At 65.3% G+C, this 13,661-nt stretch carries 15 protein-coding genes; 6 read left to right on the forward strand and 9 right to left on the reverse strand.

Going from position 1 to position 13,661, the window contains the following annotated elements:
- The first annotated feature begins 80 nt into the window (after positions 1 to 80).
- Together pncA and pncB are read left to right on the forward strand one after the other, a co-directional pair.
- Positions 81 to 677, forward strand: coding sequence for a bifunctional nicotinamidase/pyrazinamidase (gene pncA, locus G7044_RS08315; protein ID WP_166327926.1), 597 nt, complete (start codon positions 81 to 83; stop codon positions 675 to 677).
- On the forward strand, positions 674 to 1,990 hold the full coding sequence (pncB, locus tag G7044_RS08320; protein WP_166327927.1) for a nicotinate phosphoribosyltransferase: 1,317 nt from the start codon (positions 674 to 676) through the stop codon (positions 1,988 to 1,990). The genes pncA and pncB overlap by 4 nt, the downstream gene beginning before the upstream one ends.
- Here pncB and G7044_RS08325 read toward each other — a convergent pair.
- The 9 genes from G7044_RS08325 to fliF form a co-directional block, all read right to left on the reverse strand.
- Positions 1,987 to 3,213: a class I SAM-dependent RNA methyltransferase gene (locus tag G7044_RS08325; RefSeq protein ID WP_166327928.1), complete on the reverse strand. Its 1,227-nt coding sequence runs from the start codon at positions 3,211 to 3,213 to the stop codon at positions 1,987 to 1,989. The two genes, pncB and G7044_RS08325, sit on opposite strands and share 4 nt — an antisense overlap.
- On the reverse strand, positions 3,210 to 5,066 hold the full coding sequence (locus tag G7044_RS08330) for an ABC transporter ATP-binding protein (RefSeq protein WP_166327929.1): 1,857 nt from the start codon (positions 5,064 to 5,066) through the stop codon (positions 3,210 to 3,212). The genes G7044_RS08325 and G7044_RS08330 overlap by 4 nt, the downstream gene beginning before the upstream one ends.
- Positions 5,063 to 6,223 (reverse strand): CCA tRNA nucleotidyltransferase, encoded by a 1,161-nt coding sequence (locus G7044_RS08335; RefSeq protein ID WP_166327930.1) that lies wholly within the window; start codon positions 6,221 to 6,223, stop codon positions 5,063 to 5,065. Before G7044_RS08335 ends, G7044_RS08330 begins: the two co-directional genes overlap by 4 nt.
- Positions 6,220 to 6,891, reverse strand: a complete 672-nt coding sequence (locus G7044_RS08340; protein ID WP_166327931.1) for an NUDIX hydrolase — start codon at positions 6,889 to 6,891, stop codon at positions 6,220 to 6,222. Before G7044_RS08340 ends, G7044_RS08335 begins: the two co-directional genes overlap by 4 nt.
- A complete protein-coding gene (hslO, locus tag G7044_RS08345) occupies positions 6,888 to 7,919 on the reverse strand; it encodes an Hsp33 family molecular chaperone HslO (RefSeq protein ID WP_166327932.1) in 1,032 nt (343 codons plus the stop codon). Before hslO ends, G7044_RS08340 begins: the two co-directional genes overlap by 4 nt.
- Positions 7,920 to 8,076: 157 nt before the next feature.
- Positions 8,077 to 8,913, reverse strand: a complete 837-nt coding sequence (locus G7044_RS08350) for a flagellar type III secretion system pore protein FliP (RefSeq protein ID WP_328803832.1) — start codon at positions 8,911 to 8,913, stop codon at positions 8,077 to 8,079.
- Positions 8,910 to 9,167 carry a FliM/FliN family flagellar motor switch protein gene (locus G7044_RS08355; RefSeq protein ID WP_166327933.1) on the reverse strand — a complete coding sequence of 86 codons (258 nt, stop codon included), beginning with the start codon at positions 9,165 to 9,167 and terminating at the stop codon, positions 8,910 to 8,912. Before G7044_RS08355 ends, G7044_RS08350 begins: the two co-directional genes overlap by 4 nt.
- Before the next feature lie 3 nt (positions 9,168 to 9,170).
- Complete coding sequence (locus G7044_RS08360) at positions 9,171 to 9,716, reverse strand: hypothetical protein (RefSeq protein ID WP_166327934.1); 546 nt, start codon at positions 9,714 to 9,716, stop codon at positions 9,171 to 9,173.
- The gene (fliF, locus tag G7044_RS08365; protein ID WP_166327935.1) at positions 9,713 to 11,311 is read right to left on the reverse strand and encodes a flagellar basal-body MS-ring/collar protein FliF; all 1,599 of its coding nucleotides are present in this window, start codon (positions 11,309 to 11,311) and stop codon (positions 9,713 to 9,715) included. The genes G7044_RS08360 and fliF overlap by 4 nt, the downstream gene beginning before the upstream one ends.
- Before the next feature lie 110 nt (positions 11,312 to 11,421).
- Here fliF and G7044_RS08370 point away from each other — a divergent pair, with 110 nt between their 5' ends.
- From G7044_RS08370 to motA, 4 genes are read left to right on the forward strand one after another with little or no spacing between them, the layout of a single operon-like run.
- Positions 11,422 to 11,889 carry a flagellar basal body-associated FliL family protein gene (locus tag G7044_RS08370; protein ID WP_166327936.1) on the forward strand — a complete coding sequence of 156 codons (468 nt, stop codon included), beginning with the start codon at positions 11,422 to 11,424 and terminating at the stop codon, positions 11,887 to 11,889.
- A gap of 8 nt (positions 11,890 to 11,897) precedes the next feature.
- Positions 11,898 to 12,230, forward strand: coding sequence for a hypothetical protein (locus G7044_RS08375; RefSeq protein WP_235931213.1), 333 nt, complete (start codon positions 11,898 to 11,900; stop codon positions 12,228 to 12,230).
- Positions 12,223 to 12,753, forward strand: coding sequence for a MotE family protein (locus tag G7044_RS08380; protein ID WP_166327938.1), 531 nt, complete (start codon positions 12,223 to 12,225; stop codon positions 12,751 to 12,753). The genes G7044_RS08375 and G7044_RS08380 overlap by 8 nt, the downstream gene beginning before the upstream one ends.
- Before the next feature lie 9 nt (positions 12,754 to 12,762).
- The gene (gene motA / locus G7044_RS08385; RefSeq protein ID WP_166327939.1) at positions 12,763 to 13,629 is read left to right on the forward strand and encodes a flagellar motor stator protein MotA; all 867 of its coding nucleotides are present in this window, start codon (positions 12,763 to 12,765) and stop codon (positions 13,627 to 13,629) included.
- Positions 13,630 to 13,661: the final 32 nt, after the last annotated feature.

Raw genomic sequence — 13,661 nt, forward strand, 5'->3', positions numbered from 1 at the left:
GTGCTGACGATGCGGGCGAACCCGGTGCCATTGACGCGCGCCACCTAGCTGTTACCAAATGCCTAACGAAGGAGGCCCCGATGCCGACAGCCCTGATCGTGATCGACGCGCAGGTCGATTTCTGCCCCGGTGGCCGGTTGGCCGTCGCTGGCGGGGACGAGATCATCGCCCCCATCAATGACCTGATGGCCGATTACGACGCCGTCATCCTGACCCAGGACTGGCACCCGGCCGATCATTCCAGCTTTGCCGATAGTCACCCGGGGGCAGAGCCGTTCAGCACCGTTCAGATGGATTACGGTCCGCAGGTGCTGTGGCCGCAGCATTGCGTGATCGGCTCGCCCGGTGCGGGGTTTCACCCGGCGCTGGCGGTGGATGTCGCGGATGTGGTCATTCGCAAGGGCTTTCGCCCCGAAATCGACAGCTACTCTGCCTTTTTCGAAAACGACCACCAGACGCGCACCGGGCTGGAAGGCTATCTGCGCGAGCGTGGGTTGATGCGGGTGGATTTCGTCGGCCTCGCCCTTGATTTCTGCGTCGCCTGGTCGGCCATCGACGCAGCCAGGCTGGGCTTTACCACCCGCGTGATCGAAGACGCCACGCGGGCCATCGATCTGAACGGCTCTCGTGCGGCGGCGCGCGAGGCGATGCGCGCAGCAGGAGTGACGCTGACATGATGATGCCCAATGTCGATATCGCGGGACGGGTCTATAACCACCGCTGGAAGATCGACCCGATCGTGCGGTCGCTGCTGGACACTGATTTTTACAAGCTGTTGATGTGTCAGTCGGTTTTCCGCAACAAGCCGGATACGAATGTCACCTTTCAGTTGATCAACCGCACGAAATCCGTGCCTCTGGCCGAAATCGTGGACGAGGTCGAGCTGCGCGAACAGCTGGATCAGGTCCGCGCGCTGCGGCTGACGCGGGGGGAATCGACCTGGCTGCGCGGCAATACCTTCTATGGTAAGCGGCAGATGTTCCGCCCCGATTTCATGGAGTGGCTGGAGAACGTCCAGCTGCCCGAATACGAACTGTCCAAGCGCGACGGCCAGTATGAGCTGCGCTTTGAAGGCAAATGGCCCGAGGTGATGCTGTGGGAAATCCCGGCGCTGGCGATCATCATGGAGCTGCGCTCGCGCGCGGTCACCAAGGATATGGGCCGGTTCGAATTGCAGGTGCTTTATGCCCGTGCAATGACCCGGATCTGGGAAAAGATCACCGAGCTGGACAAGCTGCCGAACCTGAAAATCGCCGATTTCGGCACCCGCCGCCGGCATTCCTATCTGTGGCAGGACTGGTGCGTGCAGGCGATGGGCGAAGGCTTGGGGAATGCGCCGGATGGCAAGTTCATCGGCACCTCGAACTGCCTGATCGCCATGCGCCGCGATCTGGAGGCGATCGGGACCAACGCGCATGAACTGCCGATGGTCTATGCCGCGCTGGCCAATGACGACGACGAATTGCGTCAGGCCCCTTACCGCGTGCTGGCCGATTGGCACGAAGAACATGATGGCAATCTGCGCGTCATCTTGCCCGACACCTACGGGACCGAAGGCTTCCTGAAAGGTGCGCCCGACTGGCTGGCCGGCTGGACCGGCATTCGTGTCGACAGCGGCGATCCGGTGAAGGTGACGGAAACCGCGATCGAGTGGTGGAAGCAGAAGGGCGAGAATCCGCGCGAAAAGCTGGTTATCTTCTCGGACGGGCTGGATGTGGCCGAGATCGAGGACCTCTATGGCCGTTTCGATGGGAAGGTGAAGGCAAGCTTCGGCTGGGGCACACTTTTGACCAATGATTTCCGTGGCCTTGTGAATGGTGACGGGCTGGATCCGCTCAGCCTCGTCTGCAAGGCGGTCGAGGCCGAGGGTCGCCCGACCGTGAAGCTGTCGGACAATCCCGCCAAAGCGATGGGGCCAAAGGACGAGATCGAACGTTACAAGCGGGTCTTCGGCGTGGGCGAACAGAAGCGGGTCGATCTGTTCGTCTAGTCGCGGGTGAAGCTGGTCACCGTTTCGACATGCGGGGACCAGCGGAACTGGTCGACGACGAAAATCGGACCCATGCGATAGCCGCCCTCGATCATGGTTTTCGCGTCGCGCGCGAAGGTGACCGGATCGCAGCTGACCCAGGCCACGCGCGACAGATCTGATGCCGCAAGCTGCGCTGCCTGCGCGGCAGCGCCTGCGCGCGGCGGGTCGATCAGGGCGGCGTCGTAACGGTTCAATTCTTCGGGCAGCAACGGGCGGGCGGACAGGTCGCGGACCTCGGTGGTGATGCGGTGCAGACCGGGCGTGGCGCGCCAGCCGACATCCAGCGCCGCCAGCGGCGCGGCAAGGCCTTCGACCGCGTGCATCTCGGCATGGCTGGCCAGCGGCAGGGTGAAGGTGCCGCAGCCCGCGAACAGATCGACGATGCGGCTTGCACCCTGCAGGGATTTGCGCACGACGCTCAGCAGCGCGGCTTCGCCTTCGGCCGTGGCTTGCAGGAAGGCGCCGGGCGGCGGAGTGACGCGCGCGCGGCCCATGATCTGCGACGGCGCGCGCCGGGTCAGGCTTTCGTCGCCCCAATGCAGCCGCGCCAGATCGGCCGCAGACATGATGGCTGTCAGCTTCCCCGACAGCGCCGGATCCAGCGGCTTGGCCCCGGTGACGGCGACGTCCAGACCTTCCGGCCCCTCGGTGACGGTCAGGCTGACTTCGCCCCCGCGCGAGCCGCCGGCCACGACCATGTCGCGCAGCGCGGGCAGCGCGGCGGTGATCCCCGGCCGCAGCAGGTGGCAGTCCGAAATATCGGTGATCTGATCCGAGGCGCGGCCGTGAAAGCCCAGCATCGCGCCCTTTTTCGTCCGCCGTCCCGACAGCACGGCACGCCTGCGTGACCGCGCGGGCGAGGTGGCGATGCCGCCGATTTCCGCCGTGATCCCATGCGCCGCCAGCGCGGTTTCGACCATCTGCGCCTTCCACCGCGCCACGAAACCATCCGAGGCATGCATCAGCGAACAGCCGCCGCAACTGGCGTAATGGGCGCAGGCCGGGCGCACCCGCTGGGCAGAAGGTCTCACGATCTTCGGCGCGGCGATGCGGCCATCTTCGGCGATGCCCTCGATCACCTCGCCGGGCAGGACGCGGGGCGCGCGCGCCTGCTGACCGTCCGGGCCGCGCGCGATCCCCTCGCCCTTGTGGCCCAACCGCTCTACCGTCCAGATCGTCATTCGGCTGCTTCCGCCTCGTCCGTGCCCAGGAACCCGCCCGACTGGCGGTTCCAGTAACGCGCATAGGTGCCGCCCTGGGCCAGCAATTCCTCGTGCCGGCCTTCCTCGACGATGCGCCCTTCTTCCAACACCACGATCCGGTCCATCTCGGCAATGGTGGACAGCCGGTGCGCGATGGCCAGCACCGTCTTGCCCGCCATCACACGGTCCAGCGAGGTCTGAATCGCGGCCTCGACCTCGCTATCCAGCGCCGAGGTCGCTTCGTCAAGGATCAGGATCGGGGCGTCCTTCAGGAAGGCGCGGGCAAGGGCGATGCGCTGGCGCTGCCCGCCCGACAGCTTGACGCCGCGTTCGCCCAGATGCGCGTCATAACCCTGCCGCCCGGCATGGTCCTGCATTTCCGAGATGAAGCCGTCCGCCTCGGCCGCCTCGGCCGCAGCCGCGATTTCGGCCTGTGTCGCGTCGGGACGGCCATAGCGGATATTCTCGCGCGCCGAGCGGTTGAACATCGCGGTTTCCTGCGTGACCATGGCGATCTGGCGGCGCAGGCTTTCCTGCGTGACCGTGCGAATGTCATGCCCGTCGATCTGGATTTCGCCCTGTTCGACATCGTAAAGCCGCAGCAAAAGCCCGACCAGAGTCGATTTCCCAGCGCCCGAGGCCCCGACCAGCCCGACCCTTTCGCCGGGTTGAATGGTCAGGTTGATGTCCCGCACGCCGCCGCGCCCATCCGTGCGGCCATAGTTGAAGCTGACATTATCGAACCGGATCAGCCCGTTTGCGCGGGGCAGCGGCAGGGCGTCCGGCGCATCGGTCAGGCCATGCGGGGGCGAGAGGGTTTTCATCCCGTCCTCGATTTCACCAACCGAGCCCCAGATGCCCATCAGGGACATGCTGACCCAGCCGGTCATCTGCGACAGCCGCAGCGCAATCGCGCCTGCGGCGGCGATGTCGCCCGCGGTCGCCTGACCTTGCTGATACAGCCAGACCGTGCCGCCGATCAGGATCACCGGCAACACACCCGCCAGCGTCATCAGCGACAACCGAAACCAGGTGGATACGACGCCGAAATCCAGCGCCTTTTCGCGGAAACCTGCCATCGCGCTTAACGCGGCGCGGTCCTCGTGTTCGGCATGGGCGAACAGCTTCACCGTCTTGATATTGGTGATCGTGTCGACGACCTGCCCGGTTATCAGCGCCCGGGCCGAGGCGCGCGCCGCCGAATGGCTGCGGATGCGCGGCAGGAAGAACCGGATCAGCGCCAGATAGCAGACCAGCCAGACTAGCAGCGCAAGCGCCCCCCAGCCATCTACCGACAGCAGGAAGAACGCCGATCCCAGCACCGTTGCCAGCGCGAACGCGACCACGTTGACCAGTTCGGCCGCCACATCGGTGACGGCGCGGGCGGTCTGCATCTGTTTCTGCGCCAGCCGCCCGGCGAAGTCATTGTCAAAGAAACTGACCGCGTGACCCATCGTCCAGCGATGCAGCCGCGACAGCACCAGCGGCAGGATATTCGGCCCGACGATCATGTTGGACGAGGCCGTCGACAGCCCGACGATGACCGGGCGCAAGATCAGGAAAAACGCCACGAAGCCAAGCAGGACCGGCCAGTTAGCCGACCAGACCTCGCCCGGCGGTGCATTGGTCACGCCGTCGATCACCGCGCCCAGCAGCGTGGCCGAGGCGACGTCGACCACGCCAGCCGCGATTGATGCCAGCGCCGCCACGCCAAGGCCGCGACCGGCGCCGGACAGCGCCCAGCTGATAAAGCGCACAAGCGTTTGCGGCGGCGGCCCGTCGGCGGGGCGGAAGGCGTCGATCAGCCGGGTGAAGGGGGCGTGCAGGTTCATGCGCTGCCGCCTTGGTTCCGACGCGCCGTCGCGATCAGCGTCGCAGCCGGTGCCACGAACCCCGAGTCGATCCACGCCTTCTCCGCCGCTTTCAGGCCTTGGCCCACCGCCGGGCCGGTCAGTTCGGGCATCAGGTCCGCCGCCGAAATCGGCAATGGCGACGAAGCCGCGCGGTCGATCCGCGCCGGCCAGTCTGCGGGCAGCCGGTCGCCGCGCGCCAGCCGGATCAGGGCGGCATCGCGGGCGATTGTTGCGCCATGGCGGAACGCGGCCTCGTCCAGATCAAGCCCAAGCGCCCGTTCCAGCGCCGTCAGCCGCGTCATCTCGGCGCGCGACAGCCGCAGACGTTCGGCTGTCTTCGCCGGAGCCAACGCGGCCAGTCGGCGCAGCCAGTCGGGCGCAGCATCATGCGCGGCCTCGGCCCCGATCAATGCGGCAAGGGGGGCCGGATCCGCATCGGGAAGGATCTGCGCAAGCACCCCGGTCTCGGCCATCAAAGCCAGCGCGGGGGCGGGGTCGGGGGCGGCCAGAAGCTTGCGCATTTCCGCCCCGATCCGCTCGGCCGAGACGCGCGGCAATCCACCACGCTCGGCGGTGATCGCCTCGATCGTTCCCGGCGCTGTCTGATCCGCATACCACGCCAGAAAGCGGAAAAACCGCAGGATCCGCAGATAATCCTCGCGGATGCGATCACGAGGCACGCCGACAAAGCGCAGGGTGCGCGATTGCAGGTCGGGCAGGCCACCGATCGGGTCGCGCACCGCGCCCGAGGCATCCGCGTAAAGCGCATTCATGGTAAAATCGCGCCGCGCGGCGTCATCCTCGATCCGCGTCGAAAAGGCGACGGTGGCATTGCGGCCGTCTGTTTCCACATCGCGGCGGAAGGTCGTCACCTCGAAGGGGGCGCCCTGCGATACGACGGTAACGGTGCCATGATCAATCCCGGTCGGGACAGGCTTCAGCCCCGCCGCGCGGGCAAGCTCGACCACGCGTTCGGGTCGGGCGTCGGTGGCGATGTCCATATCGCCGACCGGTTGGCCCAACAGCGCATTGCGTACCGCGCCGCCGACGATCAACGCGCGGTGGCCACCGGATTCCAGCATGGTCAGGACCGATTGCAGCGCCGGATCGGAAAGGAAGCTGGCCTGAAGCTTCATGCCGACAACCTTTCGGCCAGTCCCAGCAGGATCCGCGCCGTCGCGCCCCACAGATAATAGGGCCCATATGGCGCCACTTGATAGGCACGCCAGCCGCCACGCCAGATCCGCCCCTCCAGCCGGTAATTCGCCGGGTTGGCGATATGGGCGAAGGGCAGGGCGAAGACCTCGGCCACCTCTCCGGGTTCGGGGATGGGCGTAAAGTCGCCGCGGACGACGGCGATGATCGGGGTGATGCGGAACCGGGTCACGGTCAGATGTGGTGGCAGCGCACCGATCAACGAAACCTGCGCGGGATCGAGGCCGATTTCTTCTTGCGCCTCGCGCAGGGCGGCGGCGGTCGCGTCGGCATCGCCGGGATCGACCTTGCCGCCGGGCAGGGCGATCTGGCCCGGATGGTGGCGCATGGTTGCGGCGCGCTTGGTCAGGAAAAGCCGGCCGTCGCCTTCGTGAAAGGCGGCCAGCACGGCAGCCTCGCGCAGGGGCGGTTCGGGGGCAACGCCAGGATTGGCATCGAAATCAGAGCTCGGCTGGGCCGGTATGGCAAGCGCCGCCTGCAGACGTGCAACCAGTGCTTCGCCGCAAGGGGCGCCCGCAGGCGCGATGGACGCCGCGCGGATACGCGGCGCCCCTGCATTTGCCGGGGAAATTCCGGCGCTGGCCGTCATGGCCGCGCGTCGTCCTGTGGGGGCTGGGACGGGGGCAGCGGATTGCCCTCGGCGTCTATGGTCGCTTCGAAGCCCAGCGATTGCGGGTCGAATTCGTAATGCGCCCCGCAGAACTGGCAATCGGCAGTGACGAGGCCGTCATCGGTGGTCATATGCGCGATGTCCTTTTGCGAATAGATCGACAGCGTGCCGCGCACCCGCTCCTCGGTGCATGAGCATCCAAATTCGACGCGCTGCGGGTCGAACACCCGGGGTTGTTCTTCGTGGAACAGCCGCACCAGAAGGTCGGTCGGTGCCAGCGTCGGGCCGATCAGTTCGATTTCCTCGACCGTCGCCAGCAGGTGGTTGGCGCGATTCCAGTCTTCGGATTCGGCGCCTTGCAGGATGTCGGCGGCCTGGATCAGCCCGCCATCGCCGCTGCCGCCTTCGCCGGCCATCGGCTGCGCCGGCAGCGTTTGCAGCATGATCCCGCCGGCCCGCCAGCCCTCGCGCTGTCCGGGCAGGATCGAGCGGCCATAGGACAGGCTAAAGCTGGTCGGCAGCTGTTCGGACTGCGCGAAATAAGTGCCCGCGCAGGCAGCAAGCGAGCCACCCGCCAACGGCGTGATCCCCTGATACGGCAGGCTTCCCGTGCCTTGGTCGATGAGGATGGCGAAATAGCCCTCGCCGATCTGATCGAAAAGCGGTTCGTCGGTCAGCCGATCCTCGTCAAAGCTGGCCCAGGCCCGGATACGGGCGGGGGCACCGTCGGATTCGGGTGCATAGTAATCGGCCGCGACGGTGCGGATCGCACCCTTGCCGCGCACCTGCAGCGACAGTTTCCAGCGCAGTTTGATCGTCGGGCCGATCAGCGCGGCCAGCAGCGCAAGCTCTGCCACCGCGGCGGCGACCGGGGCAGGATATTTGTGGCGGGACAGGATATGGTCCAGCACCCCGTCCAGCCGCGCCACCCGGCCACGGATCGAGGAACGGTCGAGCTGGAACGGCAGGACCGTGTCGTCCCACGCGATCTGGTTGATATTGGTCATGAGATCCTTCGGAATATCTGGCGCCGTAACGACGCAGCTCCGCCCCAATATAGGACGCTTGTCGGCGATCCCAAGGGCAAAGACCCAGACAGCGCCCACCCACCGCGCCAGAGCCGGGGCCTTCGTTCTGCGGCCGGTCCCGTTTTCGACACGCCGGCTATTGATACCCGCGGACTAATGCAGCCGACAGCATCGCCCAGCCGTCCACCACGACGAAGAAGGCCAGTTTGAACGGCAAGGCGACGATGGCCGGCGGGACCATCATCATCCCCATGGCCATCAGAACCGCGGATACGACGAGATCGATGACCAGAAAGGGCAGTGCGATCAGGAAGCCGATTTCGAATGCGCGCTGAAGTTCGGTGAGCATGAAGGAGGGTATCAGCAGGCGCAGCCCGTCCCCGGCGGGATCTGGCGGAACCAGAGAGCGCATTTCGTCCAGAATCGCCGGATCGGTGCGTGCGGCCATGAAGCGTTCGAACGGGCCAATCGCGCGCGACAGTGCGTCGACGATGCCGATCTGCCCCGTTTGCAATGGTGGGCCGGCCTGGTCCCAGGCTTCCCTCAGGACCGGGTCCATCACGAACCATGTCAGGAACAGCGCCAGACTGACGATCAGCATGTTCGGTGGAGATTGCTGCAACCCCAGCGATTGCCGCAGGATCGAAAGCACCGTCACCATGAATGGAAAGCAGGTCACGGTAATGGCGATGGCCGGGGCCAGCGACAGGACGGTCAGCCCCAGGAACAGCAGGATCGAGCTTTGCCCCACCCCACCCGAACCCCCTTCGACTGCGCTGTGCGCGGTCGTCAGGGCCGAGGAAATCGCCGCATCCAACCCCTGCGCGGGGGCGCTGCCTTCCGTGGTTTCGGTTGCAAGTGTCCCGGTGCCCGTATCCAGCGCGTTCTGAGCAAGCGCCATGGACCCTGAGATTGCCAGCATGATGCCAAGCACCACCACCCTTGTCAGCAATATCGGAAAGGCAGCGATCACGCGGCCTCTCCGCCGGCGCGCGTGATCCGCAACATCAGGCGACCGCTGTCATCATCGTCGGCGACCAGCTCGCCATATGCGACGATGTGGTCGCCGACGCAAATTTCAACCGTATCATCGACGCCCTGATCCAGCGGCAGGATGTCATTTTCCTTCAGGCTGGACAGCTCGGCGACGGTCATCTGCCGCCGGCCGATACGGACAGAGATCTCGACGGGGATATTGTCGGTCAGAACGGCGTGATGCAGGTCCATGTGTCATTCCTCGGATGGCGACAGCTCGGCCAGCAGGGCGGCTATCTGGTCGGTAATTTCGGCGGGGTCGATGGCAATGCGCCCCCCCTCAAAAGTGATTTCGGTATGCGTCCCGGTCAGCAGCGTGACCCGATCGAGGCCCAGTTCTTCGATCCGCTCGGACAGGCGCTGGATCAGCCGCGCATTGGCGGCAATCCGGCAGGTCGGGGCGATCCCCGCCTGGCAAAGCCGCTGAAGCTCGGTGAAAATCGTTCGGGCCATCCGGTCCTCGATGTCAGAGGCCAGTTGTCGGGTGATCGCCTGAAGGACCGGCAGAACCGCATCAAGAGCTTCGCGGATGGCTTGCGCGCGCGTGTTTTCCAGCGCGCTGGTCTGTTCCGCCGATTGCACCAGCGCAGCCGTCAGCGCCTGTATGTCGGCATCGCGCGCCGCAGCCTCACCTTCCATGCGGCCGCGACGGTACTCCGCTGCGAGCTCTGCGGGCGAAAAGCGCGGCGCGGACGGCAAGGCAGGGCGTGCGAAGTCCTCCAGTCTCAATGCCGCGCTCATGTGGTTTTCCTTTCGTCATCGCCGATCCACCCGTTCAACAGGCGAACGGTTTCTTCCTGTCGTTCCTTCATCAGTTGCTTCAGCCGCGCGACCGGGTCGTCGCCGGATATGAGAGAACCGCCGGGATGGTCGAAATCGAAGTCTGCCGCCGCCATCGGCAGCATGGGAATTTCGGGCGAGCCCCCGGCGTTCGCGACCGACAGTTCGGGCAACGCTGCGGCGGCGGGCGGCGCCGAATCGTCCAGCTGCGCAGCCCCATCGGAGCCCAAGCCCCCCTTGCGCAGGGCGCGCAGTGTCAGTGCCAGCGCGATCAGCGCAAACGACCCGACAAGCGCCAGCCAGGCCAGAGAATCAAGCGCCAGCCGGTCTATCAGCCCATTTTCACGGTCAACCATGGTTCCGTTGGCTGCCGTCGCCACGAAGGGCATCGACTTCACCGTCAACTCGTCGCCGCGCGCCTCGTCGAACCCAACGGCTGCGGCCACCAACTCTCGGATGGCTTCCAGTTCCGGTTCGGTCCGGGCGACGATCTCGGTCTCGCCGTTCGCGTCTTCGCGCGGGACGCCGTTCACCAGCACGGCGACACTTTGACGGCGGATCGCACCGGGGCGCCGGTCGATCTGCCGGGTAACGCTGCCAACTTCGTAATTCGCGCGCTGCCGCGTCTCGGCCCGCTGAGACTGCTGCTTGTCGCCCGCCTGCCCGCCCTGCTCGGGCAGGTTCGATGCCGCCGTGACCGCAGCATTTTCCGCTATGCTGCTTTCATCCGTCATCTCTTCGGTTTCCTGAGAAATCATCGCCCGTTGCGTCGGATCAAAGCTGCGTTCGGTCAGCTGCTCGGATTGGGTCACGAGGTCGATGCTGACCTCGACAATCGCGTTTCCTGCGCCGACATGCGGCGTCAGGATGCGCTCGACATTTTCCTTCATGCGGGTTTCGCGGTCGCTTGCGCCTTCGTTTTTCGTTGGCTGGATAACGCCGCGCGCGGAATCGATGACCGAAACCGAATCGGGGGTCAGTTTCGGCACCGCAGACGCCACCAGAAAGCGCATCGAATTCGCCTGAGCCTGGGTTAGCGGCGTGCCGTCGGTGACGACCGTCACCGACCCGGCGCCGGGCTGTTGGTCGCGATAGCCGCGCGATTGGGGCGCGGTCAGGTGGACCCGCGCCGAGCGTATGGCGGGGATCGACAGGATGGTGCGGGCCAGTTCACCTTCCTTCGCGCGCCAATATGCGGCATCGAACATCTGCGAGGTCGTGCTGAAGCCCGACATCCCGTCAAGAATTTCATACCCCGCGCCGCCCTGCTGCGGCAAATTCTGCGCCGCCAGATCCATGCGCATGCGGTCACGCCGCGATTCATCGACCCAGATCGAGCCGCCGCGCAATTCATAGGCAACGCCGCTTTGTTCAAGATGCGCGACCACGGGCCCCGCCTGCGTATCGTCCAAACCGGAATACAGCAGTGCCATTGACGTACGCCCCGCCAGGCCGACGAAAGCGAGCATCAGGATGAGGCTGGCGACAAACCCGCCGAGGATCGCCAAGCGCTGGCGGGATGTCCGTTCCACCCAGAATTTCAGCAGTTCTTGCAAACCTGTCCCCTTCGATTCGACGTCTTCGATCAGGGCCTTTGTGCACGAGCCGCGTTAATTATTGGTTAGTCGCCAAATGATAATCCTCAGCTCGAACGAGGAGAATCACTATGTCCGAAACACTCGCGGTCGAAGAACCTCCGGCAGGCTCGGGGCGCGGCAAACTGGTGCTGGCGGCAGGCGTTCTGGCAGCCGGTCTGGGCGGGTTCGCGGCCAGCTATCTGGGCGTCGTCAGCCCGTCGGCCCTGTTTGCCGCCAAGGAACAGCCAGCGGATGCGTTGCCGGCAGTCGGCTTTGTCGACGTGCCTCGCATCATGGTGCCGCTGGCCGGCCGCGACCGGCAGCTGGTGCTGAGCATCAAGCTGGAATGCCCGCCGGAAAAGGTTGCGCAGGTGCAGCTGCTGATGCCGCGCATTGCGGACAGCTTCACCAGCTTTCTCAGCGATATCCAGCCAGCCGCCATCGACCGCCGGGGCGTGCTGGAAATCATCCGGGCCGAACTGCGCGCCCGTGCCGACATGGTCCTTGGGGGCGGTGTCATCGACAATATCCTGATTACGGAGTTTGCGGTTCAATGAGCCTTGCCATGCTTCTGCCAATGATCAGCATCGCGACCGCGCTGCCCCTGGCGATCTATTGCTTCATGCTGTCGCGTCGCCTGCGGCGGCTGAACGATCTTGAAACCGGGTTGGGTGGCGCAATCGCGGTGATGACCTCGGAAATTTCGCGGCTGGATCAGGCGATCCGGCGCGCCCGTGCCGAGGCCGAGTCGGCGACCGGCGAGCTGGCGCGCACCATCGAAGCGTCGCGAAACGAGAAAGCCTATTGGGCGCTGCAGTCCGAACTGGCACAGGCGGCGGTGCTTCGGCCAAGGCGGCTTCGTCCACGCGCGGCCGTGCTGGAGAATGCGGATGGCTAGGCTGATCCTGCCGATTCTGGCGGCCACCCTGCTGCCGATCGCGGCCCTGCCGCTGTCGCCTTCGGCGAAGGAAGCCGCGCCTCCTGCTGCTGCGGATCTGATGGCGGGCTGCGGCGACATTCCCGAAGTTGTGGCGCTGGTCGAAAGGCTGCGCATCCGCGAGGACCGGATCAAGAAGGCACTGGCCGAACTGGACAGCAAGAAGGCTGAAATCGCCGCCGCCCGCGCGACCCTGACGGCCGAGCTGCGGCGACTGAAAGATGCCGGCCCCTCGATCAGCAAGTCCCGCACCAACACGCAGCGCGCCGTGGATGCGGATGTTGCGCGTCTGGTGGCTGTGTACGAGGCGATGAAGCCGAAAGAGGCGGCTGCGGTGCTGTCCAGCCTGCCGGCGAATTTCTCGGCCGAGCTGCTGATGCGGGTGAACCCCGAAACCGGCGCGCGCATCATGGCCGCGATCGAACCCGACAAGGCGGCCGTCCTGACCACTTACATGGGCGCACGAAGCGCCCCCTCGCGATAGGAGAGCACCATGTTCGGAGCGCTTGGTATCGTCCTGACCATCGTCATGGTCTTTGGCGGTTATGCCCTCGCCGGCGGCAAGATGGGTGTGATCCTGCACGCGCTGCCCTTCGAGATGATGATCATCGGGGGCGCTGCGGTGGGATCATATGTCCTGTCCAACAGCGGCGACGTGCTGAAACATACCGTCCCCGCGATCATGCGCGCCTTCAAGGGGCCCGTCTGGCACGGAAAGGATCACGAGGATCTGCTGTGTCTGCTGTTCCAGTTGCTTCGCCTTGCGCGCAGCAGTCCCGTCGAGCTGGAGGAGCATATCGAAAACCCCGAAAGCAGCGCGATCTTTCAGGCCTACCCCCGCATCCTTTCCGATGATGAGGCGGTCTCGATCATCACCGATACGCTGCGTTCAGCCAGCCTGAACTATGACGACCCCTATCAGGTCGAAGACATGCTGGCCAAGCGGATTGCGCTGATCAAGGAAGAACAGATGCACGTCGCCCATGCCTTGCAGTCGATGGCGGACGCGCTGCCCGCGCTGGGAATTGTTGCCGCCGTGTTGGGGGTCATCAAAACCATGAGCTCGATCGACCAACCGCCCGAGATCCTGGGCAAGATGATCGGTTCAGCGCTGGTGGGGACGTTTCTGGGGGTGTTTCTGGCCTACGGCCTTGTCGCGCCGCTGGCGCAACGTCTGGGGGCGGTGAAGAAACACGATATGTCCTTCTATGAGGTGATCAAATCGGTGCTCGTCGCGGGGCTGCATCAGCATGCGACAAACCTCTGTGTCGAGGTTGGCCGCCAATCCGCGCCGGAACAGGTCAGGCCCAGCTTCGTGACGCTGGAAAATGCGCTGCGCGAAATCAAGAGGGCGTCATGACCATGCTGGTTGCTGCTTTGGCAGCCGGGCTG

The organism is Paracoccus xiamenensis, assembly GCF_011308835.1.
Taxonomy (GTDB): Bacteria; Pseudomonadota; Alphaproteobacteria; order Rhodobacterales; family Rhodobacteraceae; genus Paracoccus; species Paracoccus xiamenensis.